We start from the raw sequence: 20778 nt of genomic DNA on the forward strand, positions 1-20778 counted from the left end.
CACTCTGTATCTTGAACCACCCTTTAGGCCTGGACTTCGTGGTACTCCATCAGTTCACGGACGTCTTCGGTTTCGCCCTCATAGTTCTCTTCTGCGTCGGGATCCTCGATCAGTTCATTCGCCCTGTGCTGTACAGCATTCTCACCAAGGATCCGGGCGCTTGGAATACCGTCGCCATACTCGAGGAGTTGTGAGGCCTGCTCGTAGCCGTCGTCCAACTGGTACTGAGGCCTATCTTCCGAGAGATGGGTCAGTGCGTAGGTTGCTGCGTTGAAAGTCTCGTACAGGGAAGGATTGTCTGGATCTTCGACTTCCTCGTTGAGAGCGGTGAGAAGATCAGCGGTCGGGTCTTCCAGGTAACGATCGATACCTACATCCTGCAACACCAGAAGAGCCTCATCCTGGTTACGCAAGGTGCGTTCCTGAGCCTGCTCCAGTCTCTGCTCTACTGTATCTACTCCGTCCATGACGGCGTCGACAGCGTGGTACGCCAGCTGCGGTTGGAACTCTTCACTGTGGGTTTGCTCGTAGCTCTGGTCAGCGATGAACGCCATCATACCGTTGCTGCAGATCTCTCGCATCGCTCCGACGTCGAACTTCAAGCCGTGGTAACCCGAGTGTCCAGAACGGGCACGTAGATCTAGATTGATCGGATCGCCTGGTGCTGCTTCGACTGACTGATCCATCCCGATCCGGGCGCTCATCTTGTGCCGGGTATCGGAGAGAGCGACCTCGCCTTCTGGCTGGATATCTTCGTCTCTGGCTTCGATCCCTTTTGCTACTGCTTCAAGGATGTCGCCGTATTGTATGATGTTGTAGTAGTCGTCTCCGCTGCTGACTTCGCCGGCGAGCTGCGGCTCTTCCTCGTCTGTATATAGAGAATCTCTCCACGGTACTGCGTCTAAACCGTCTTTCTCGGGGTGGGAGGCAAGAACGTCGAACCGGGAGACTTCCGGCATTTCATCTTGAGCGATTTGATAGAGTCCGTCTAAATCCGAGAACCTGAACCTGTCTTCGTTTGCGATACTGAGATCACCACAGAAACGGGTTGAGAGAATAGTATTTATAAAACAACAGTATAGACTGTGGCCTCGTTACCGTACCGTTCCTCGGTTTCTGATTCGACTACGCCCTTCTCTTCCAACTGATCGAGGAGGTCGTTGGTCTTGCTGGAGCCAAACGGGCCTTCCCTCCAACACTTGCTCGTACTGGGTCTCTCGTCGTTCTCTTCGATATAATTTCGGATGTGCTGAACCAGCTGTTCTTCCTCCTCACTCAGGTCATGTGAATTGTTGTCAGTACTTGCAGTGGAAACAGAGGGGGATTGATACTCAGATCCGGATTCCTCACCTGAACTCGTTACTTCTGACTCGAAACTGGGGAGTTGACCCTTGAACATCGAATCCACCTTATCCAGCTCACTCTGGCTGGGTGTTTCCTCCCAGAACCGAGTCAATACATCCCGAATCTCAACGTCCATTCGAGGAAGCTCACGGCTCTCAGGGAAAACAGCCTCACCCGTATCCAAGGAACGAATCACCTCTTCATCATCGAGGAAACGAGCAGCGTACTCGAAGTACTCCCCAGCCATGAACACGTTGTACGTATTCTCCCTGACGTGCTTCTGGTTGTAGGCATAGTCCTTCGGAGACTGACTGACCAACACCAAGTGAACGCCGAACTTCCGACTCTCCCTCACGATCTCCTGGATAGCGTTCGCAGCTTTACCTGAATTGAAGTTGTGAGCCTCGTCAAGGAAAACGAACAGAGGCTTGTTAGTCGAATCAACGTCAGCAAGCTTGCTGAACAGGTCATCGATGAAGTCCTGCTTCTCCGAATCCGTCAGGCCGCGCAGGGAGACAGCGTTTCTCCCTGTGAACAGCTCCGAAAGATCAGCAGGTAGATCAAGAAGCTGGTCGCTGTCCTTCCAGTACTGATTGAATCCTATACTCCTCCCATTTTCACTGGCCTGGTTGGATAGATTCAGACCGACGTTCTGGAGGTCAGATGGATTGATCGACAAGACATGGTAATCCAGAGAGGCAGCATTCTCGATTAGAGCCCTTTTCAGATGAGATTTCCCGCTACCAGTCTCTCCCACGATGTAGAAATGCTCGTACTCTCCAGGATCCACCCCCACGACCACGTCCGTCCCTGTGACCGTACCGAGCATCGGTCCATCCTGAGGTACATCCTGCACCTCACCGACACGCTCTGTTTCCAACTTCTTCAGTATAGAGTCCACAGCCTTCGCAGGCGTTGCATTCGACTCCTGCACGACCGATTCGTCAACTTCCAAGTCCTCGACCGCATATTCTTCAAACTGCTTCACCGCCTCCCTACGGGCGTCTATAAGATCGTCTTCGATACCCGTGTTCTCGTAGCGCCCTTCGAGATCCTCCATAACAGTAGGGTTGAGCAACATTCCATACTCGCTGCGCATCAACGTACCCGGCTCCTCAACTTCCTCCACCACGAGACGGAAATTCTCGCCACGAAGTGTCTGCAAGATCTTTCGTCGATGGTAGTTGAAGGCCTGCTCCAGGTGATCCTCGATGACGGAATCGAGGGTGTCACCGGTCGTGACTTCAGCTTCTGTCGAAAACTGGAATAAGACGGCGGAGAGAACGCCGTTATCCTCCCACTCCTGCAGGATATCTTTTCTCCGTTCCAAGTCTTGGGTGATTTGATCGAGCTCGTCGAGGATACGTTGTCGTTTCTGCTTCTTACCCTCCAGTTTGCGTTTTACCCGGTCCTCCATCGACTCCAAGGAAATCTCAAGGGATTGCTGCAGTTGTTCGATTTCGCCGGATAGCTTTTCGGCCTTGGCAAGCAACTCCTGTGCCTGATCTGCTACCTCTCGTGCCTCATCCTTCACTTGGAGTGCTTCACCGGAGACACGGTCCACGTAGTCAATGCTGAGGCGGAAGTTAGAGAAAGTGGATTCGAGGTACTCGTTGAGTTTGTTGATGTTCCGGCTCCAAGACTCACGGCCTTCCGGATCCTGACGAAGTAAGCGGTAGGCCTTCGTAACACGGACCAGATAGCAGTCGTCTCCAAGGACAGTGGTTTCTACTACTGCGAACGAATCGGTGTCCCAGAGAAAAACGGTGCGCGGAGATGTCTCGGTCCTGCCGATACGCTGCAGGTTCATTCGTCAACGGATTCTACCTAACCTTGGCTCTTAAGTTCCGTCCTCCCTGCCCAAGTTCAGTATCCTGTCTTGTGTGTCACTGTCCACCAGACTTATCTGGAGAAGCCCGAAATTTGGGATGAACTATGGGAAAATGCAAGCACTGCGGTGGTTCGACCCGCCGAGGCGATAAAGAGATCTGCGAGTCGTGCCGGAGGGACAATAGTAGTAGCGGGTGACGACCTGATCAAGAAGACCGTGAGAGGTGTCGCGCCGTAGGGGTGCTCACGATTTTCTTGTTGGCGTCCATAAGTCAGTCACGTCCGTGGACGTAGTCTTGGATGGCTTGCATCGAATCCTTTTCTTCTTCCGTGAACCCGGTCTCTTCAATGTCTCCACTGGCCTCGTCCAGCTTCTTGAGAAGACGATGATTCTCCTCTAAGCACTGTCTGAGAACCTCTATAACTTCCTCAATGGTGACGCCGTATATTTCTTCGAAGCCCTGTCTGACCTGCTCCTCAGTAATCCTGTCCTCACCACCACTGCTGTCGCCGCTCATACACCCATCAATCACCGGGAAATGGAAATAAGTATACCTCAGAAACTGTTGAGCGACACGTCTTATAGAGCCGCCTACTTCCGAGGGTCCCGTACGCCTTCAGCTGGATCTAGGGGCCTCACAGCGAGATATATGCCTCCCCCAACTGCAGCTAAACTACTTATGAGCGTGATCGAGAAGAAGCTTGTCGACGATCACGGAATCCCGAAGGCCTACAGCATGGTCCAACGCTTCTCAACTGAGAAACAGAGAAGCAAAGTAGCTGCACTGCTGAAAAATGCTACTACAACTGCAAAAACAGGTGCGTACAGAGGATTCACAGAGTCAAGATAGAGGATAACAGCAGTTACGAACAGGTTGGCGGTGAAGGCCTTCTGCCAGTATCTCATTTTCCTTCCTCGAACTCTTGCGAGCCACATTTGGGGCAGATATTCATTTCGTCAGACCCCTCGTTTCCGCACTCGCTACAAGTCTTCATATTTCATTCACCGTAGGTCGGAGAGTTTTGTTTGCTCGGTTTCGTCCGGCAGGTTCACAGAACTGAGTTCCGTCTCCTCCTTGATTTTCTCGTGGTCGGGTTCGTTGAGTATCTCCCATTCCCTGTCTTCGATGTACTGCTGGAGGTAGCTGCGGCGGAGGTGTGAAAACCGGTCTATATCGTCCTCTATCTGTTCAAGCTCCCCTTCCAGAGTGTGCTCGTATCTCCTGATTTCGAGGAAGCTCTCCGTGTCTCGCCAATAGTGTGCTAAGGAGTCCGCGGTCTCGCCCAGTAGGTCGTATTCCACGTCTTCGCTCTCCGGATAATTGAAGACCAGTTTGTCTGAAGGCCTCGGCTGACTGGCTTCCCGGAACACCGCCTTTCCAGTGTAATAGTTGATCCCGGAGTCGATCATATCTCTGTGTAGTTGGCCGACGCCGTCGACAGGCAGATCCGGATAACTTCGATCCTCAGTAACAGTGCTGAAATGGAGATCAGTAAAGATCTCACCAGGATAATCGTAGTCCTGGAGAAGATCTTCCGCCGTGCTTTCGTCGACACTGTCGACCTCAGTCAACTGCTGAATGTGCTTATCAAGAGGTTCCTCTAACTCGATCCAGGCATCACCCTATCGAGCGAGGATGTAGAACGGGCTTTCCACGTTTCCGCACCGTAAATCCTCAGATCCTGAATCTGCTTAATAACCCACTCCTCATTCCAGGGCACACCGCCTCCACCGAATCCATAGATAACACTTGAGTAGAAAATCTGCAACTTCTCAAACCGACTACTGGCATTCCATTTTTCTCGGAACTCCTTCTCTTGCTTACTGTATTCAATCTCTGAGTGCTGTCGGATGGCGCTGTGAAGGGCCTCATGTTCGATGATGTATTCGACGGCCTCAGCCTCGGTCGGTGGTTCGTAACCTCTTATATCGCCACGCCAGCCACTCAACGAGTTCAGGTGACTATCAATAGAGCGAAGATTGATGTGGATATCTCCGTCACTCGGGCTGTAGACTCCAAGAGTTGCATACATCGAGACTAGTTTTGAGCCTATTCCCTTCGGGTTATACCAAGAATGGCCTACAACTCTGCAGGCGAACTTCCACCGTGACCGGTAGAACCTGACCTCGGAGAAACCTTCGTAGGAATCTTTCGCAGAGGAGCAGAGATTCTTCCGATTCAAGAAGCCGACGTAACTGTGGAACGTCAGCAAGACGAAGACTACGAAGGCCTCGGAAGGCGAGGGGATGAGAAACGAGATCACGCTGATTTGCCATCACCCTTCTCTTTGAGCTTCGAGTAAAATCTCCTAACCCTCTTTACCAGGTAGCAAAGAGCAGCGATATAGACCGCTGCGTGGAATGGGATAAGTATCCACGCTTCTCGGTAGAAATCAATTAGCGCACTGAATCCGATTCAGGCACCACCCTTTGCTGCCATCTCTTCAGCTGCTTCCATCGGTTTTCCGTGAGTCCGAGAGACGTGGATCTTTAATCCGCTTATGTTGGAGATCGGTTGGCCGCAGATACTGCAGGAGAACTGTTTCTCACCAGTCAAACGCTCTAACGTCTTTTCGCGGCAGGTTTCTGCCCAAGACCCGAGGCCTGGCGATTGGTCCTCCCAGAGGAGTTCGGTAAGTTCCCCGTCTGTCACTGTTTTCTGGGAATCCTTCGCATCGACCTGGCCAGCCGAGTACTTCTTACACAGGCACTCCTCGTCACCTTGCTGGAAGATATGCCAGCGGCATCCCTTTTGCCCGCTGTTCGTCACCAAGAGAAACTTCTTCAACTCTGCTCACCCTCTCCGTCGTCTTCGATTTTTTCCTCCAAGATCTGCCTGCCGTGAGTACCAAGCTGAAGGCCTGCCTGCTCCACCAATTTCCGAGCACCTTCGGCCTCTTCCCTGGAGTCGAAGTCCATCGCCTTCTTCAGATCAGCCAGCCAGAGATGGATATCCTTCTTCGCAGCCAGTTCGTCTCCTTCCTCAAGTGCTGAAGTCTCAGGATCACTGTAGTAATCAGCCAAAATATCGCATCCAGGAGTACCTGTCTCCGTAATGAAAACCTCAGCAACTGATTTGAGATCATCTATGTCTGCCTCACTGGTCTGAAAGAACTCCTCAGGAATCCTATCGGACGCCCAGATCTCCACGGACACCAGCTTACCATCCTCGTCGAAATCCAGATTCACGCCGGTCTCCGTATCTACGGTCTCAACTGCCTCATACTCAGCTACTAAATCCAAGACTGCAGTGCCGTGCTCCGGATCATAGAAACGCCTCACTCACTATCACCTCCTTCCTTGACCTTCTGGAGAAGCTGTTTCTTCACATCCTCGACGTCACTATCACTTGGGTCGTAAGGATTCAACTCATCTCTGACTTTCTGCTCCGTAGCAGGCTTGACGTTCCCGGCTGCATTCTTTTCGACGAACCCTCGCTCTTGTAAGTCGTTCATATCGTTGTAGACGTCGCCGTTCTTGAATCCGAGAGCTCCGTTGGCCCAGTCCTTCTTCGAGGACAAGTTCTTGCCCTTCACTTCGATGAACAGCAGCAGCTTCTTCTGCCGCTGAGACAAGTCCTCAACCTCGTCCATCAGGCTATCCACTGCATCCTCCTGGAAGTCTGAAAGCACGAGGTCCTCGATACCGGAAACCGATCCTCCGGTCGAACCAGTGTCGGCTTCGCTTAGCTTGTCCTCAACAATGCTCTCGACGTCGTCCTCGGAGACACCACCTTCCACAGTGACTTCGCCCTCAGAGGCGAGACCCAGCTGCTGGAACGCTGAACGCAGAGAGTTCAAACCCTGAAGCCTGGACTCAAATTTCTCCTCCAAGGCCTCGTAATCCACCTGAAGCCGGTCACGTTCCTCACGGATCTCCTGAAGCTGGTCTTCTTTCTCTTCCAAACGGTTTCTCAGATCCTCGTTCTCTTCCTCAAGCTCCTCTGCTCTTTCAGAGATTTCTTGGACGTTTTGACTTGAGGAAGAATCTGTCTCATTCAGGCCCTTCAACGCCTTCCGTAGCTCCTCACGGTTCTCCAAGGCCTCCTGCATCTCCTCTTTATCATCCTGTAGCTGTTCTACCTTCTCCTCGAGCTCTTCGACTCGGCTTTTCTCTTCTTCACGTTCTTCCATCCGATCCTCGATCGATTCCTGTATCTCGTTCAGGACTTCCTGCTTCTCTGCACTGGTCTCAGGTATCTCGAACTCTTCCTCACGAGGATCAGGACTGGAACGCTTCCGAACCTTCGTAGGCCCGACCAGCTCTCCACCAGTCAAGTTGTCGCCACGGGCCAGTATCTCTCCGACACCGAGTTCGTCGATCAGATCTCTGTCGATATTCAGTTTCTTCGCTACCTTCGCTGCGTCTTCATTCGCTAAGCCGTGGACAATCCAGTCCTTACACAGGGAGATAACGCCGTTGTGGAGGAACGCCCGCCTTTGGTAGGAGACGATGGTGCTGATTCCTTTGTTTCCTCCTTCAGTGCAGGCCTTGATGATCTGGCCTCTGCACATCTTCACGTTGTCATCCAGCTCCGGCTCAGGGGCGTTGTCCTTCGGAGCCATATAATGCGCCTCGTCGATGACGAGTAGCGACTTGGTCCTGCTCCCTGCCTTGTACTTCTCCTGAGCCCGGTCGTTTAACGAGCGGACAGCTTTTCCAGCTGCCTCGTGGACTCTGCTCTCACTTTGTGTGTAGTCCGAGTAGGTTGAGACGTCGAGAAGGATCTTCATCCCCTTGTCCAGAACCCAGTTTCCGATCTGGTCGAGTTCCTGGAGAGGAACGACAAGATCGACTGCTTCCTCTTCTTTCCCACCGACTACAACGATATCATCGTCTTCGTGCCTGACCGTTGAGAGAGCGCCGACACGCTCCACAATCAGAGTCGGTATACTGACCTCGGAAAGATCCTCGAGAATCACTGCCAAAGTGTTCGTCTTCCCTGTGTCGGATGTTCCTTCTACAGATAATCTGAAATCTTGAATGTCGGTAGGGTCAAAGGATACCTCCCCAAGTTCTATTCTGCCCTCACTCACTCTATATCACCTTCAGGGACAAGCCTGGATTCAGGGAAGCAGTACCACTTCAGACCCTTATCCATCATATCGTAATAGAGATCTTCAGGGTCGTCGACATCCTCCCACTCAGGCCACTGTTCATCCAGATAGTCTTTGAAGCCTACGAGAACTGTGTCCTCGTCCTCATCGTATTCTGGATTAGTATCGTAGACTGTCGTGCCGGATTCGACCTCCCAGTCCTTGATCCGCATATCCGTCTTCCGGACCACAACCGCTTTGTCAGGATTTTCGTCTTCCTTGTCTACAACGATATCGCCAACTCTGTAATCAGATTCAGTCATAGTATCTATACACCGATATTGAAGAATAGAGGGTTCACGGGGTGTTCACCCCGCTTGTCTCGTTGAATGATTTCACGATCGAGAGCTGAGCATCACAGGTGAAGGGACTGACCCAGAGAGGCCTGCTATACGTCACTGTCACCTTCTGCTGGTTCCTGAGGTATTGCTCCGCCTTCTGCTCTTGCTTGTCGCTGACCAGGCAGAACTCTTCGACTGCACTGCTACGTGGGTGAGTCTTCAGATGTACCTGGCTGGTTCTGAAGATGAATCCCTTGTCGATCTCCGTGTCTACCACGTAGCCTGTGTAGGTCGATTCACCTCGTGCTGAGCCGAATCCGAATGTTGTGAATAGAAATGCTCCGATCAGTACTGCTGCAACTGCCGTCCAAAATGCGCCTTCTGTTATCTTGATTGGGTATCACCCGTAGTATCGATTTCAGCATCGTAGTCAGGTTTCTCGGAAAGGAACCTCTGGACGAGTCTCCGGTCGTCTTCCTTGTCCTCCTCACCCAGGTCTTCGTAAGGCATCCACAGCTGTTTCCACCGTTCGAGCCGTTGCTCACTGATGTCTTCCTCCTCAGCGATGTGCTGGCTCCAATGCGTCCAAAGCCGATGGGCGAGTTCAGCAAGGGGCTCAACTTGTTTGTCGAGAACTGCTGCCTCTCCACGCTTCACTAACTCTACGACCTTCCCATCTTCCTCGTAGGCGTAAAGACCAGCATCTGCTTCACTGTGATAGAGTCCTGAGATTAGCTCTCCGTCCTTCTCGACTCCGTAGACGACAGATTGAGGTTCTGTGTCAACGTATTCCTGCTTAATCATCGCTTTTTCTCCCTCTGACGCAACTTCCGGGTCAAACCACTCTGGCCAGTCAACCTCATCTCTCACTGCTGGATCTCACCTCGGAGAACAAGGCCTGAAGCTCACGGACATCCTCAGGCTCTTCATCCAGATTTCTGAGCGTGGCGAATAACCGGTCTAAGGCCTCTGCCTCGTGGTACGGCAGTTCCTGGCCAAGTTCTCTGACCGCCTGAAGCATCTCCTTCTTCTGAGATTGAGCATCGGATTGGAGGAAGTCGTGGATCAGGCCTATGCCTTCCCAGAAATCGTTCGACGGCTCTTCTACCTCGTACTGACCGCCGTTTTTAGCATTTGAATGAGTTTCTGAGAAGTGCCAGGTTTCCACAGCTGCGTGAGTGTAGACCGGGAACTCTCGGACCTCGCCTTCGATCTCCTCCCTGTGGTACAGCATATGGCCCGTCGGATGGATGTAGAAAACCCATTCCTCCTCCGGTAACGGAATAGAGCTCATCAGTAGACAGTCACCTCAACTTCACCGTCGACATCGAGATCCAGGACGTGGACAGAACCGCAGTCAGGGCATTCGTATTCTTTCTTGATGTTGAAACTGAGTTCTCCGATCTGGGCTTCAGTATCTACGAGATCTCCCACTCTACTGTTTCACCTTCTGTTCGCTGATTTTGACTGATGATTTGCAGTTGGGGCAGGTGGCGTAGTAGTCAGAGTCGCCTTGGTAATCCCATTCCCTGCCACAGTTCTGGCATTCTAACTCCATACATTACTACTACCTACTACTTTTTTATAGCTAATCCAAGCGGGCGGTAGTTACAGGTGGCTGACCACTGAATCACTCATCTATGTCTCAGGATCCTATGCAGGCCCTCATCGGCCAATTCTCTCGGTTCGCCGTCGAGAACGATCTCACGCAAAATGACTGGGAGATGGCCGCAACCGAATTTGGCGTCCACAGCAAAGCAACGAACATCGACCGGTTCTACCGGAGCTGGCACTTCGGAGACGAAGACCGACAAGTAACCGCAGCACGTTTCCTACGGTCAGTAGCAAGCGACGACGAAGACGTAGCACTCGGGATTATGCGGCGAATGTACACGATGGCAGATCCCGACCAAGATACGCTTCAACAGTACCCAGCCTTGGAAGTCTTGGAAGACGACGACAGAGAACCAGCCGGGATTACTGCGCCACAGATCTCCATTCACTCTGAACAGTTTCTCGACATCGACAACGTACCGGGCACATTCTACCCGGATCTAGTTGAGGACATCAACCGCTGCTACAGCCTCGGCATATACGACGCCACACTCGTCTTGACCCGGAAACTCTTGGAGAATCTGCTTATCGACATCCTCCGGGACCAGTACGGGAAACAGCAGATAGAACTGTACTACCTTCCCGACAACCACCGGTTCAAGAACTTCAGCACGCTCATCAACAACTTCGAGGAGAACCTCGGCGACTTCCAGCATCTCTCTGGAGGCCTTGACAGCGACTTCATCAACGAACTAAACGCTTTCCGGCAAGACGCCAACGCAGAGGCCCACTCCATCGAAACCAATATTACTGAAAGCGAGATGGAAGACTACCAGGAGCAGGCCCGACACGCCTCTCAGGTCCTCTTTCGTGTCTGGCGAAACATATAGTTGGAGAAGAGTTAACTCCACGCTTCTACCCTTGAGGTCCAAATGGATAGGCTACCACCAGGTGGACAACGATAGCTGCTAAAGACAGGGCTGACACAATTAGTGGTAGGTAGTTCGTTGGTGTCTGATCTTCTTCATCGCTCTCTTCGTCCTCACCGCTTCCATCATCACCTTCACTGTCCCCATCTCTTGAATCCGAAGGACTCCCTCCAAATGGATTCAAGTCAAGTCTATGGTAACTGTACTCGTCGGTCTGTGTATGAGTTCTGTAGGTAATATACGAGCCTGAGAGGAAGAACACTCCTGAGAACGCGACTTGGATAGTGAAGACCTCGTACTGGAGATTAGCGAAGAATACAAACAGTAACCCTGTAAGCAGCAAAACTGCGTGTATCTGTCTGATTTTCCGCCTTGACCACTGCAGCCTCTCATCGGCGTACGAGAGATACTCATCCTTCCGGGTCTCCAGGTCATCGAAATCAAAGGCCTGACCCGTGAAATCCGAAATCAGGTCTTTGTACGTTTCATAGTCTTCCTGACCCTTGGATTTCATCTCCTCCAGTTCCTCGATCCTTCGATCAATAAGTGGGAAATAGAACAGCAGTATCGCACTCACAACAAACAGAGAGAACGGGATAACAGTGTCAAAGTTACTCCAGCGAAGGATCAAGAAAAGATTCGCTATAATAGCACCCAGAAGAGCGAAAACTAACCGTTGAATCTCATCAGAAAGAGCAGTCGTGGTATCCGAAACCTGTGAAGTAATCTCCGTCATGAAGGCATTAGTGTCACGGACCGCGTCACTCAGCTCATCGAAGTTCTTCTCAATCACCTCGCTCTCTATGAACTGGTAGCTCTTCCGTATATCCGCAATCTCATCGATTATGTCGGTGATTCCATCACAGTTCTGTAGCATACTTCGCCGCCAGAACTCCACAAATTTCGCCCGGTCTTCTCTCCGGGCAAAATCCTGATACAAATCAGCTAAATCTGCCAATTGTTCTTCTGAAAGGTTTGAAGAGAACTCCTCAATATTGACTTCGTCTCTATCGATCGTGTTAGGTCCATATTCAGCTGAGAACAAGAAAGAGGAATTTGATACAGCAACTCTATCGGAGAAGACTGCAAAGACAGAGTAGACAAAAGCTGGTTTGAATACGGTCCGTAGCGAAGGCGATTCTGCGAAAAGAGATGGTGAGATCGCCGGTACTTGATGGAAGTAGGAGGTGTTCTCTCGGGTTGAAGACATCTTATTCCTGTAGGAATCATATTGGCTTGAGAGATATTGCGGGGATTCGGAGAGCGCAAACACAGGGAAATACTCAGTTCCATTCAAATCCATCCCAGTGCTATTGCTGTGGTAAACAAGCATCGGCATTTCCTCAGCTGAGAACATCTCAGAAGCGTACTCGACGAGATTTCTGCTGTCCACCCAATTGACGAAGTTCTCAATCTCGAACCAGAACTGCAGATACAACCTCTCAGGATCTACTGACCAACTTGTCGTGCTCGAAATCCAGATATCGAGAATTTCGGACTTATTGATTAGAATTGTAGAATCGACCTCGTAGGGTGTATTCGATATTTCTTGAAGGAGATTAACCAACTCGTATACGACATTACCTTCTCTTCCGCTGCTAGCGTGGGAGTTGATATCTCGACGATATCTGGAAGCGCTGACGTCTGTCTCTTCGTCTAAATACTCAATACCATCTTCCTGCAGGGTTACTCCAGTACTTGTGATGCGGAAAAGATGTTCGCTGAAACCATCCGCATTTATGTCAATACTGCAGTCCTGAATTACGGAAGTATAGTTTAAGATATTCGAAAGGACTGCACCAGTTTCACCTCGTGTAAGTCTATCCGGATCCAATACTGCAGTTATATTCCGAAGACCTTCTTCGATACAGCCTTTCTGCTGAAGGGGTTGTAAATGCTGTAGGAAGTAATCGACTTCCTCAAGATTCATAGATAGTCGCCGAGGGCCTCTTCCAAGTCCTCAAACTCATTTAGATCCGGGAGTTCTTGACTGGTGCTGCCATCGCTAGCTTCCACATCTAAGTCTCCGCCGGTGAAAATCACGAAGTAGCTCCCATCTTTTTCTGCGAGACGGACTCTCCCCTCAGCCAAATCACCGACATCAACATCTAACGAAATACCTGAGATCTCGATGTTTATTCTCCCATCTAAAACACTCTCGTCATCAACGCGGTCAGGTAGATCCGAGAACTCTGAAGACGATTGGATAGCAGCGACTGGGCCACTACCATCTGCTACTGATTTAACCAGCTCCTCATCCTCTACCTTGTTGTCGGCTAAATTCACGAATCCTATCCAGTAGTCTGCGTACTGTTGCCCTCCTCCGCTCTGATAGACTTTAGCTTCCCCAGTGTCAATTTCTCCAACAGAGAAATCATATCGCGGGTGGATGATCCCTTTATGAGTGTCTTCACGGATAACTTGCTGAGCTTCCCGTAGAATATCAGACGGATCCGTTTGGTATGCGTCATCAAGATAGGGCGTCTTTATTATCCCGACGAAATTCTGCTCCTCGTAAGTATAGGGAATGACCAGAATAAGATCAGATCGTGACTGAGTCTCGTCAAGGTACCACTCAGCTATAGCACGAGAATTTTCCGCCAGGTTCGTACTGTGACGCAATTCCTCAAGCACTTCTTTAGTGACATAGCCGTTTTCTCGTTCCACCTCAGCACTCTCTGTGTATTCGTGGATCCGTGCCGATTTACTATCGCCGTAATCAGGAGTGCTTCTTCGACTTCCGATGCTGTGATCTCCGATTAAATCCTTAATTAGACTCTGTGAGACCTCTTTGACCGTTTCATTCTCTTCTTCCTCAATTTGCGTAGAGTCAAGAACAGCTAATTCCACCAACTCATCGTCTTCCTTGATACATCGATAGATAGCAACTCCGTTACACTCTACCATAAAACACCGTTGAGAGGTCTGTAACATAGAACCTACGGTGGTCTTTCTCAACAAGAACAACTGTCCTTAACGGGTTTCTAACTTGACGGATTCAGGGCCTGGATTCTTCTTTCTCCACGATTTTGAACTCGCAGTCAAGCAATTCTCCTACTGAGTCGATATGGCTGTCGCCCGCGAAGAACACCATTCCTGAGTACTGTTTTCCGTACTTCCTCAGGTCTCCGGCCATCTCTTCATCTCGCATCTCCATATGGACTCGGTGCGACCAGAGACCTACAGCTGGAACCAAGGCTATTGATAGAAGCGTCAGGAACGGAAGGAGAATCCATCCCAGAAACAAGCTCAAAAACGCTATCCACGAGGCTGCAGTCAGATACAGAGGTTGACGGTTGAATCGTTGAAGCCAAGACAAGTCGGTGTACTTGATCTCCAGCTCTAACTCCTCAGCCACTTCCTCTGCTACGCTTGTCTGACTGCCCTCTGTAACCCTGTTAGATGACGCTCGCTTCCTCTTCTGCCACCCTGCTACCAGCAACTGTAGAAAGAGCATACTCGGATTCTTCAGCAAGGCCCACTGCGAGGGTTCCTCACCTCCAGTCTTCTTGCTGTGCTCCATCACTAAGGCCTCAGCACTCTCAGGGATGACAGAGTACAGTCGTTGCTCTACTTCTTCACGCTGATCTCTATGATTATCTCCGAAGACGTAGACCGAAGCCTGCTCAGAACCACTCACTCTGTCTACCGATTGCTCTCAAAGAGCCCTTCAGCTTTCTGGTGAACCAAATCGAGGGACCTCTAACCACCAAGTCAGAATTTTATGAAAAACCATAAACGGTGGGGATGCCTAAACAGAAACTACAGGCTACAGATGACTCGCTTCCTGGCGTCCGACCTCCATCTCGGTCACGAGAACATCATCGAGTACTGCAGCAGGCCATTCGACTCGGTCGAGGAGATGAACCAAACCCTGATCGAGAACTGGAACCAAGAAGTCAGGAGCAACGACGACGTCGTATTCTTCCTCGGAGATCTCGGCTTCTTCGCAGAAGAAGACCAACTACGGAACTGGCTCAAACAGTTGAACGGTAGAGTAGTCTTCATCCAAGGGAACCACGACGACCCCGGAAGATACGTTTCTGACCTGAACACGCACCAGTACTACACCTTGTCCCAGGGAGACCAGGAGTACCTGCTGACGCACAGGCCTGAGAACGCGCCTCGTTTCTGGGACGACTGGATCATCCACGGACACCACCACAACAACCATCCCGAACAGTACCCGTTCATCAACCCGGAAGAGCAGCTGGCCAACGTCTCCGTTGAGCTCACTGACTACCGGCCTGTGAAAGTCGACTACGTCCTCAACTCCATCGAACAAGACGAATGGATGGACCAAATCGAAGCAAGAGAGTGATCCCAGATATGAATAAAGAGCTGTACGACGGTTACGGAGTACCGAAGGCCTACAAGATGGTCGAAGCCCTCGAAAAAGCCGCAGAAGACCACAACGTAGACCTGCCGCTATCTGGAGAAACCCAAGGAGAGGAACTATCGTACTTCTCCATCACTGGAACCATTCGAGAGGAGCTCACAGTTTACCTCGGCGTCGACGAAGCAATGCAGGTGCAAGATCTCCTACTGGAGAAAAAGTTCGACGAGGTCTACGACTTGCTCGACCAGCACTGGGAAGACTCAGTGAGAGAAATGGTTCCTGATGAACGAATCGAAGGCTGGGAACCACATACAACCTCATAGATATGCACGACTTCTTCGATAACTGCAGAGTCTGCGGCGACAACCACGACGACAACAGCTGCAACGACAACCACGACGATAACGGAAGCGACTACTGCAGCAACTGCGGAAGCAGGAAAACCTGGAAATCCAGTGGAATCGGAGCTGAGATTCTCAAATGCCCGAACTGCAGCGAATGACCGATGACTGACGAAGAACTCAGGCAAGCAGCACTGGCACAATGACTGAAAAAAGTCCAGATGAGATGACGGACGCAGAGCTCGCACAGGCAATCCTCGATTCCACTGAAAAATACTGCGAGGAAGGGTCCTTGGTCGCCATAGCTCAGACCGCAGTCACTGGAACAGAAAGAAGAGTGGATGTTCCTCGCAAACTGTATTACGACGGCAAAGCCGGGTACCTACCCAGCGAAGGCCTCTGGGTGTTCTGCGAAAAGGAAGATCTCGACGAAACAACGTACAGGTACTACTACATCACCGTCGACGAGGAAACCTTCGAAACCGAGGTACTGACCGGCCAAGATCTCAAGCAGAAGATCCAGGAAGGCTTCCAATTGAAGATGGAAGCACCCCAGAAAATAGAAGAAGCAAGTAAAGAAGTCGATATCTGAACTCACCGCCCGTAACCTAATCGCATACCAATACCTTCTGGAAGACCAGCACGGGCAATCTCCCCTTTCACATCAGAAATATTGTAACGGACTCGGCGCAGATCAGTACTCCAATCACTCGTGTCAACGACGGCGTAACCTGCCCGAAAATCTCCGTCACGAGGCTGGCCAACACTTCCAGGATTCAGGATCAACCGGTTGTCAACAACCTTCTCACCCGGGACATGGGTATGACCGAGGAAACAGGCCTCGTAGTCGTCGAGGTACTGTCTTACGTCTGAGAACTCATCTGGCGTGACGTATCGGTCCACTTGTTCTGGGTGATCGTGAGCCAGGAGAATGTCGCCGTCGAGGAACTCCGTTGTACGGGGAAGATTTTGAAGCCATTCTCTGTACTTTCCTTTGACCTGTTTTTTGCTGTACCTCAGCCCTTCCCGTGCCTGACTATTGCATCTGTAGCCTTCTGGATTAACGAACTCCCGGTCATGATTCCCCTGTAAAACAGTGCTGCAGTGCTGCCACACCTTCCGAACACACTCCAAGGGGTTCGGGCCGTAGCCGACAACGTCGCCCAAGCAAATCGTTTCGTCGATGTCACCAGGAACATCCTCAAGGACAGCCTCCAGAGCGGTGAGGTTGCTATGGATGTCTGAGATAACAGCCAGCTTCATGCATACACCTTATTTAGGCGAGTCCATAAAGATGTATCGTGGAATTATCTCTCAGCAGGAGATCAAATCAACGTTAAAAACAGGGGCTCTAAGAGGCAGAATTATGACTCAGTAGAAATGCCGCCCACAATTCTTTTTATGATGTGGTCCGGCCACGAACGGCTTCGCGCCACATTTGGAACATTCATACTTGTGGGCTAATTCTGTCTCATACGCTGAGTAACTCCAGTTCCGCTTACAATCTGAGTCGTGGTGTGGCCCTTGAGAAAACGGTTTTACCCCACAGTGCTTACACGTCTTTGAATAATCGTAGTCCCCAGTCACGGATCTCTCAATATGCTTCTTAATTCGGCGTGGACAGTCCCTCTGGTGGTGAGCGCCAGCAACGAAAGGTTGGGCTCCACAGTGCGTGCAACTATACCGGTGAGCAAGATCCGTACTGATGGCAAGTTGATCTTGATTCCGAGAGCAACTACTGCTGTGATGAGGGCCCTCAGAGAACGGCTTTGCGCCACAGTTCTTGCACTCTGAATTATAATCGCTAGATGACACGGCGTTAAGTGCTGAATCGGTGTAACGGGCAGCGATGAGAATGTTCGGAAGAGAATCAAAGGCTTGCTGTATTTTCGCCTCCTCTGCAGCTAAGTCTTCCAGCAGTTGTCTCTTTTCGTGCGATTCAAGGTCCATCTGTCGGAGCTCTTCCTCAAGCTTCTCCTGGGCCGCGAGGTCATCTAACCGGCGGAGTTCAGCAGCTGGAAGATCTTCCCATCTCGGCTCTGTTGGTCGTCTTTCATCACGCATAAATATTGATAGCTACTGTCACCCTGTTCAGTTTTACCCTTTACAGAGGCTTAATCCCTGAAACTGGAAGTGTCCCAGAACCTAGGGGTCAGAAGTGATCTAATAACACGTTCTTCACCGCCCTTGGAACTGTTTTGAACTTGTTCCTGCATACCTTCGGCGGCATCTCAATCTGGATCCCCTCACCGTTCTTGGCGAAGTAGTTGATCGAGTTCAAATCACCTCTACCAGTCAACCTGAACTCGCTGTACCTCCAAGCAACATCCGCATAACTACCCAATGCGTCTTGCAGAGACTCCGCCACCAACCTGCGAATATCATCAGAGGCCTGTCCACCAACCATAACCAGATCACGGTGCTTCTTGATACTCTGCAGATGAAACCCGACAACGTAGTCAAAACGCCGGTCGATAATCTTCTGCAGCTGAGGATACGCATCAACAGCCTTCACCGGCTCTTTCAAATGCCACCGGCTGTACGAATCCTTACTGTCGTAATAAGATTCGAAACCGTGGCACATCCACGTCGTCACCGGGACACCAGCCCCCATCAGCATCTTCGCACAATGCGCACCCATCACATCCGTATTCACCTCTGCAGCCCCGCCGTGAGGACAACTGATCAACACCCTGTCGCCGCTGCTCTCCCAAAGCGTCTCAGCTAAACCTCCCTCCATCCAGGCCTCAACGTAATCACCGGATGGAACCGTAGAGTGGAGCTCGACGTCGTCACCAGGACTGGAAAGGATCCTGTCCCAACCGTCACTGCTGGTCTTGAACGCTACAGAACTGTCGCCGTGGATTTTGTCGACGACAGCATAGGCCTTGATCGGCCCGTTCTCAACTCGCACATGGCTTCCAGGCTTCTTCCCCAGCCGGTCAGCTACTTCCTGTGAAATACTACAGTGGTACTTGTCCTCGAGGCCTTTTGTCTTCCCTGTGCTGAGTGTCATAGTTAGATGTCCGGTAGCTGTTCAGCGGATTCGACAACCTCGGACTCGACTTCGACGACGCCGGAATCCTCGTCTTTGTATTCGTCCTGTAGGTCGATCATACCTTCCACCATATCCATCATTTTATCCGCCTTCTCCCAGCGATGCTCGTCTTCTTGGAACTCAAGCTCTTTCCGTTCCCTCTCAATCTCCCAGTCCTGCTGCTCCCACTCCTTATCCAGCCGTCGCTCCTCGATATCCTTCTGCCGCATCGACTCTTCGTGATCCAGACGCATCTCTTCCCGCTGCCGTTCATCCTTCCGCTGGATCTCTTCACGTTTCGTCTCCTGCTCCATCGCCGTCTCCATCAAACCGCGCTGATGCTGCATCTCCTCTTTCTCAAGCTCAGCCTGCTGCTTCATCTGCTGCTTCTTCAACTCCAACTCTTTCTGAAGCTCTGCCTCTTCCAACTGCCGGATATGCTGCACCTGTTCCTGCCACGCCTGGAACTCTTTCTCCCACACCTCCAAACGGCGCTGAAACTCAACCTCTTCCTTAACCTGCTGAAGACAGCTGTCGCAGTACGCAGCCTGGTGAGGACCATAACCAAACCTGTGATCCTGACACAGAATCACTTCGCAGGCCTCGCATCTTCCAGCGCAGTTCTCACAAGTCCGAGTCCGGCAAACAGTGCAGCGCCCGTGAAGCTTGTTCGCACGGCCCTGACCTCCCATCACCGTCCGGCAGCTGGGGCAGACAGGTCTTTTCCGGACCTCAACCTCCCACTGATTATCCCTGACCGTACCACGAAGCGTGATGTTCCCGTGCCTATTGATGTTATCCTCGACAGGCTCGAGCAAAGTCATCTGAGCACTCATCACCTCAGTACCATCCCCCATCTCCTCTACGGACGGAGTGGAAACACCGACATCCTCGACACCATCGAGGTCCATATCGATATCCATCTCGTCGAGCGCTGACTCCATCCGATTCTTGAGCTGCTCACTATTCATAGCAAGTATTTTCTAAATACCTCCGTCTCCCATCCCACCACTGCCCATTCCGCCATCACCCATACCTCCTGAGTCACCAGCATCACCGCCGTCGCCTGAACTTCCTGCATCTCCAGAGCCGTCACCACCGTTTAAAGCCGCTTCAGCGTTCGACTTGACGGTAGGACCGTCCATAGACACATCTCCGTCACCTGCACCGTCAGAACCGTCCTCACCAGCATCACTGCCTTGCCCCGCGTCACCGTCTTCCATCTCAGCTTCAACATCGCTGTTAGAGATATCTGGGTTGATATCAGAGACTTCGACGTTAGAAAGCCAGCCCGGATTCGACTCAGCGATCTGCGCCAAGGCTTCCACCTGAGAATCAGCTTCCACGACCCCAGGATCGTTCATTACGTCGTTGAAGATGTGTCTGTTGTTGGTGGCGCGTTTCGCAGTCTTCTTCGCTGACTCCTGGCTATACTGATTTGACCGGGCCTGTTTCATCCGCTCGTTGCCACGGTTGAACGAGTAGCCGTCTCTGAGGCCGTTCACGTCCTTCTCCTCGTCTTCCTCCGGAGGCTGTTCCCTCAACTCTTCATGGCTCATCTGCCGATGTTTCCCCGTCAAGTACTCTTCTGGTACGTCGGCTCGGTGAACGAGATCGACTTTGTCTTCACCGCGGATCTCAACGTAGTGGTACTGGTCGTATTTTTCGTAGGCCGCTTCGCGTCCGGTCAACAGTTCTAGAATCTTTTCTTTGATTCTCCGCGCAGCAGTTCCCAACATAACTGCTTCTTACCTGAGATATAGACGTCTCTGCCCTGTTAAATGATTGCAGTGTAAAGGTTTCGCGCTGCATCGCAAGAATTGCCGATAAAATACTGAATAATTAATCATTATGAACTGGTGGAGAGTCGAAGCATTGGATCCTCGGTCTCTTCAAAACAAGATAGATAGAGCAGAAGCTTTCTCGGGAAATACTCCGTAGATATAATCATCAGAGGGGGTATGTTATTGCCTGTTTCGAGGTGCCCCATCAACCATAGGATCATATCCTACTGGCTTGATATATT

At 51.1% G+C, this 20778-nt stretch carries 27 protein-coding genes; 6 read left to right on the forward strand and 21 right to left on the reverse strand.

Going from position 1 to position 20778, the window contains the following annotated elements; translation table 11 throughout:
• Positions 1-23: 23 nt before the first annotated feature.
• The 3 genes from P0592_RS07280 to P0592_RS07290 form a co-directional block, all read right to left on the reverse strand.
• Entirely contained in the window at positions 24-959 is a 936-nt protein-coding gene (locus P0592_RS07280) for a DUF932 domain-containing protein (RefSeq protein WP_276273616.1), read from the reverse strand.
• 104 nt (positions 960-1063) lie between these two features.
• Positions 1064-3154, reverse strand: a complete 2091-nt coding sequence (locus P0592_RS07285) for a helicase HerA domain-containing protein (RefSeq protein ID WP_276273617.1) — start codon at positions 3152-3154, stop codon at positions 1064-1066.
• Between the two features lie 292 nt (positions 3155-3446).
• Complete coding sequence (locus P0592_RS07290; protein ID WP_276273618.1) at positions 3447-3692, reverse strand: hypothetical protein; 246 nt, start codon at positions 3690-3692, stop codon at positions 3447-3449.
• 162 nt (positions 3693-3854) lie between these two features.
• Here P0592_RS07290 and P0592_RS07295 point away from each other — a divergent pair, with 162 nt between their 5' ends.
• Positions 3855-4025 carry a hypothetical protein gene (locus tag P0592_RS07295; protein WP_276273619.1) on the forward strand — a complete coding sequence of 57 codons (171 nt, stop codon included), beginning with the start codon at positions 3855-3857 and terminating at the stop codon, positions 4023-4025.
• 52 nt (positions 4026-4077) lie between these two features.
• Here P0592_RS07295 and P0592_RS20235 read toward each other — a convergent pair whose 3' ends face one another.
• The 11 genes from P0592_RS20235 to P0592_RS07345 form a co-directional block, all read right to left on the reverse strand.
• A complete protein-coding gene (locus P0592_RS20235; protein WP_419181118.1) occupies positions 4078-4170 on the reverse strand; it encodes a zinc-ribbon domain-containing protein in 93 nt (30 codons plus the stop codon).
• A gap of 7 nt (positions 4171-4177) precedes the next feature.
• Positions 4178-4747 (reverse strand): hypothetical protein, encoded by a 570-nt coding sequence (locus P0592_RS07300; protein WP_276273620.1) that lies wholly within the window; start codon positions 4745-4747, stop codon positions 4178-4180.
• 29 nt (positions 4748-4776) lie between these two features.
• Positions 4777-5439 carry a hypothetical protein gene (locus tag P0592_RS07305; RefSeq protein ID WP_276273621.1) on the reverse strand — a complete coding sequence of 221 codons (663 nt, stop codon included), beginning with the start codon at positions 5437-5439 and terminating at the stop codon, positions 4777-4779.
• Positions 5440-5591: 152 nt separating this feature from the next.
• A complete protein-coding gene (locus P0592_RS07310; protein ID WP_276273622.1) occupies positions 5592-5963 on the reverse strand; it encodes a hypothetical protein in 372 nt (123 codons plus the stop codon).
• Positions 5960-6457, reverse strand: a complete 498-nt coding sequence (locus P0592_RS07315) for a DUF2283 domain-containing protein (RefSeq protein ID WP_276273623.1) — start codon at positions 6455-6457, stop codon at positions 5960-5962. The genes P0592_RS07310 and P0592_RS07315 overlap by 4 nt, the downstream gene beginning before the upstream one ends.
• A complete protein-coding gene (locus P0592_RS07320) occupies positions 6454-8211 on the reverse strand; it encodes a coiled-coil domain-containing protein (RefSeq protein ID WP_276273624.1) in 1758 nt (585 codons plus the stop codon). The genes P0592_RS07315 and P0592_RS07320 overlap by 4 nt, the downstream gene beginning before the upstream one ends.
• Positions 8208-8534: a hypothetical protein gene (locus tag P0592_RS07325; RefSeq protein WP_276273625.1), complete on the reverse strand. Its 327-nt coding sequence runs from the start codon at positions 8532-8534 to the stop codon at positions 8208-8210. Before P0592_RS07325 ends, P0592_RS07320 begins: the two co-directional genes overlap by 4 nt.
• Positions 8535-8568: 34 nt before the next feature.
• On the reverse strand, positions 8569-8829 hold the full coding sequence (locus P0592_RS07330) for a hypothetical protein (RefSeq protein ID WP_276273626.1): 261 nt from the start codon (positions 8827-8829) through the stop codon (positions 8569-8571).
• A gap of 107 nt (positions 8830-8936) precedes the next feature.
• Positions 8937-9422, reverse strand: coding sequence for a hypothetical protein (locus P0592_RS07335; protein WP_276273627.1), 486 nt, complete (start codon positions 9420-9422; stop codon positions 8937-8939).
• Positions 9412-9846: a hypothetical protein gene (locus P0592_RS07340; protein ID WP_276273628.1), complete on the reverse strand. Its 435-nt coding sequence runs from the start codon at positions 9844-9846 to the stop codon at positions 9412-9414. The genes P0592_RS07335 and P0592_RS07340 overlap by 11 nt, the downstream gene beginning before the upstream one ends.
• Positions 9846-9986 carry a hypothetical protein gene (locus P0592_RS07345; protein ID WP_276273629.1) on the reverse strand — a complete coding sequence of 47 codons (141 nt, stop codon included), beginning with the start codon at positions 9984-9986 and terminating at the stop codon, positions 9846-9848. The genes P0592_RS07340 and P0592_RS07345 overlap by 1 nt, the downstream gene beginning before the upstream one ends.
• Positions 9987-10207: 221 nt before the next feature.
• Between P0592_RS07345 and P0592_RS07350 the strand changes: the two genes are divergently transcribed.
• On the forward strand, positions 10208-10996 hold the full coding sequence (locus P0592_RS07350; RefSeq protein WP_276273630.1) for a hypothetical protein: 789 nt from the start codon (positions 10208-10210) through the stop codon (positions 10994-10996).
• 25 nt (positions 10997-11021) lie between these two features.
• Here the strand turns inward: P0592_RS07350 and P0592_RS07355 are convergent, their stop codons facing one another.
• From P0592_RS07355 to P0592_RS07365, 3 genes are all read right to left on the reverse strand, one after another.
• A complete protein-coding gene (locus tag P0592_RS07355) occupies positions 11022-12965 on the reverse strand; it encodes a hypothetical protein (RefSeq protein WP_276273631.1) in 1944 nt (647 codons plus the stop codon).
• Positions 12962-13942 (reverse strand): hypothetical protein, encoded by a 981-nt coding sequence (locus P0592_RS07360; protein ID WP_276273632.1) that lies wholly within the window; start codon positions 13940-13942, stop codon positions 12962-12964. The genes P0592_RS07355 and P0592_RS07360 overlap by 4 nt, the downstream gene beginning before the upstream one ends.
• A 91-nt stretch (positions 13943-14033) precedes the next feature.
• The gene (locus P0592_RS07365; protein WP_276273633.1) at positions 14034-14675 is read right to left on the reverse strand and encodes a hypothetical protein; all 642 of its coding nucleotides are present in this window, start codon (positions 14673-14675) and stop codon (positions 14034-14036) included.
• Between the two features lie 135 nt (positions 14676-14810).
• Here P0592_RS07365 and P0592_RS07370 point away from each other — a divergent pair, with 135 nt between their 5' ends.
• The 4 genes from P0592_RS07370 to P0592_RS07385 all read left to right on the forward strand — a co-directional run bounded on the left by P0592_RS07370 (position 14811) and on the right by P0592_RS07385 (position 16307).
• Positions 14811-15356 carry a metallophosphoesterase family protein gene (locus tag P0592_RS07370; protein WP_276273634.1) on the forward strand — a complete coding sequence of 182 codons (546 nt, stop codon included), beginning with the start codon at positions 14811-14813 and terminating at the stop codon, positions 15354-15356.
• An 8-nt stretch (positions 15357-15364) separates the two neighbouring features.
• Positions 15365-15697: a hypothetical protein gene (locus P0592_RS07375; RefSeq protein WP_276273635.1), complete on the forward strand. Its 333-nt coding sequence runs from the start codon at positions 15365-15367 to the stop codon at positions 15695-15697.
• A 2-nt stretch (positions 15698-15699) separates the two neighbouring features.
• Positions 15700-15876: a hypothetical protein gene (locus P0592_RS07380; protein WP_276273636.1), complete on the forward strand. Its 177-nt coding sequence runs from the start codon at positions 15700-15702 to the stop codon at positions 15874-15876.
• A gap of 65 nt (positions 15877-15941) precedes the next feature.
• Positions 15942-16307, forward strand: coding sequence for a hypothetical protein (locus tag P0592_RS07385; RefSeq protein ID WP_276273637.1), 366 nt, complete (start codon positions 15942-15944; stop codon positions 16305-16307).
• A 2-nt stretch (positions 16308-16309) separates the two neighbouring features.
• Here P0592_RS07385 and P0592_RS07390 read toward each other — a convergent pair whose 3' ends face one another.
• The 4 genes from P0592_RS07390 to P0592_RS07405 form a co-directional block, all read right to left on the reverse strand.
• Entirely contained in the window at positions 16310-16978 is a 669-nt protein-coding gene (locus P0592_RS07390) for a metallophosphoesterase family protein (protein WP_276273638.1), read from the reverse strand.
• A gap of 889 nt (positions 16979-17867) precedes the next feature.
• Entirely contained in the window at positions 17868-18731 is an 864-nt protein-coding gene (locus P0592_RS07395) for a poly-gamma-glutamate hydrolase family protein (protein WP_276273639.1), read from the reverse strand.
• A 2-nt stretch (positions 18732-18733) separates the two neighbouring features.
• Positions 18734-19696: a hypothetical protein gene (locus P0592_RS07400; protein ID WP_276273640.1), complete on the reverse strand. Its 963-nt coding sequence runs from the start codon at positions 19694-19696 to the stop codon at positions 18734-18736.
• Between the two features lie 39 nt (positions 19697-19735).
• On the reverse strand, positions 19736-20491 hold the full coding sequence (locus tag P0592_RS07405; RefSeq protein ID WP_276273641.1) for a hypothetical protein: 756 nt from the start codon (positions 20489-20491) through the stop codon (positions 19736-19738).
• Positions 20492-20778: the final 287 nt, after the last annotated feature.

This window comes from Haloarcula litorea (assembly GCF_029338195.1).
GTDB lineage: Archaea > Halobacteriota > Halobacteria > Halobacteriales > Haloarculaceae > Haloarcula > Haloarcula litorea.

Excerpts from the sequence above, each read along its gene's own strand:
- P0592_RS07395 (WP_276273639.1), bottom strand. The coding sequence starts at position 18,731 with ATGACACTCAGCACAGGGAAGACAAAAGGCCTCGAGGACAAGTACCAC.
- P0592_RS07405 (WP_276273641.1), bottom strand. The coding sequence starts at position 20,491 with ATGTTGGGAACTGCTGCGCGGAGAATCAAAGAAAAGATTCTAGAACTG.
- P0592_RS20235 (WP_419181118.1), bottom strand. The coding sequence starts at position 4,170 with ATGAAGACTTGTAGCGAGTGCGGAAACGAGGGGTCTGACGAAATGAAT.
- P0592_RS07295 (WP_276273619.1), top strand. The coding sequence starts at position 3,855 with ATGAGCGTGATCGAGAAGAAGCTTGTCGACGATCACGGAATCCCGAAG.
- P0592_RS07390 (WP_276273638.1), bottom strand. The coding sequence starts at position 16,978 with ATGAAGCTGGCTGTTATCTCAGACATCCATAGCAACCTCACCGCTCTG.
- P0592_RS07360 (WP_276273632.1), bottom strand. The coding sequence starts at position 13,942 with ATGGTAGAGTGTAACGGAGTTGCTATCTATCGATGTATCAAGGAAGAC.
- P0592_RS07280 (WP_276273616.1), bottom strand. The coding sequence starts at position 959 with ATGCCGGAAGTCTCCCGGTTCGACGTTCTTGCCTCCCACCCCGAGAAA.
- P0592_RS07290 (WP_276273618.1), bottom strand. The coding sequence starts at position 3,692 with ATGAGCGGCGACAGCAGTGGTGGTGAGGACAGGATTACTGAGGAGCAG.
- P0592_RS07380 (WP_276273636.1), top strand. The coding sequence starts at position 15,700 with ATGCACGACTTCTTCGATAACTGCAGAGTCTGCGGCGACAACCACGAC.
- P0592_RS07350 (WP_276273630.1), top strand. The coding sequence starts at position 10,208 with ATGCAGGCCCTCATCGGCCAATTCTCTCGGTTCGCCGTCGAGAACGAT.
- P0592_RS07340 (WP_276273628.1), bottom strand. The coding sequence starts at position 9,846 with ATGAGCTCTATTCCGTTACCGGAGGAGGAATGGGTTTTCTACATCCAT.
- P0592_RS07400 (WP_276273640.1), bottom strand. The coding sequence starts at position 19,696 with ATGGAGTCAGCGCTCGACGAGATGGATATCGATATGGACCTCGATGGT.
- P0592_RS07285 (WP_276273617.1), bottom strand. The coding sequence starts at position 3,154 with ATGAACCTGCAGCGTATCGGCAGGACCGAGACATCTCCGCGCACCGTT.
- P0592_RS07375 (WP_276273635.1), top strand. The coding sequence starts at position 15,365 with ATGAATAAAGAGCTGTACGACGGTTACGGAGTACCGAAGGCCTACAAG.
- P0592_RS07325 (WP_276273625.1), bottom strand. The coding sequence starts at position 8,534 with ATGACTGAATCTGATTACAGAGTTGGCGATATCGTTGTAGACAAGGAA.
- P0592_RS07355 (WP_276273631.1), bottom strand. The coding sequence starts at position 12,965 with ATGAATCTTGAGGAAGTCGATTACTTCCTACAGCATTTACAACCCCTT.
- P0592_RS07370 (WP_276273634.1), top strand. The coding sequence starts at position 14,811 with ATGACTCGCTTCCTGGCGTCCGACCTCCATCTCGGTCACGAGAACATC.
- P0592_RS07385 (WP_276273637.1), top strand. The coding sequence starts at position 15,942 with ATGACGGACGCAGAGCTCGCACAGGCAATCCTCGATTCCACTGAAAAA.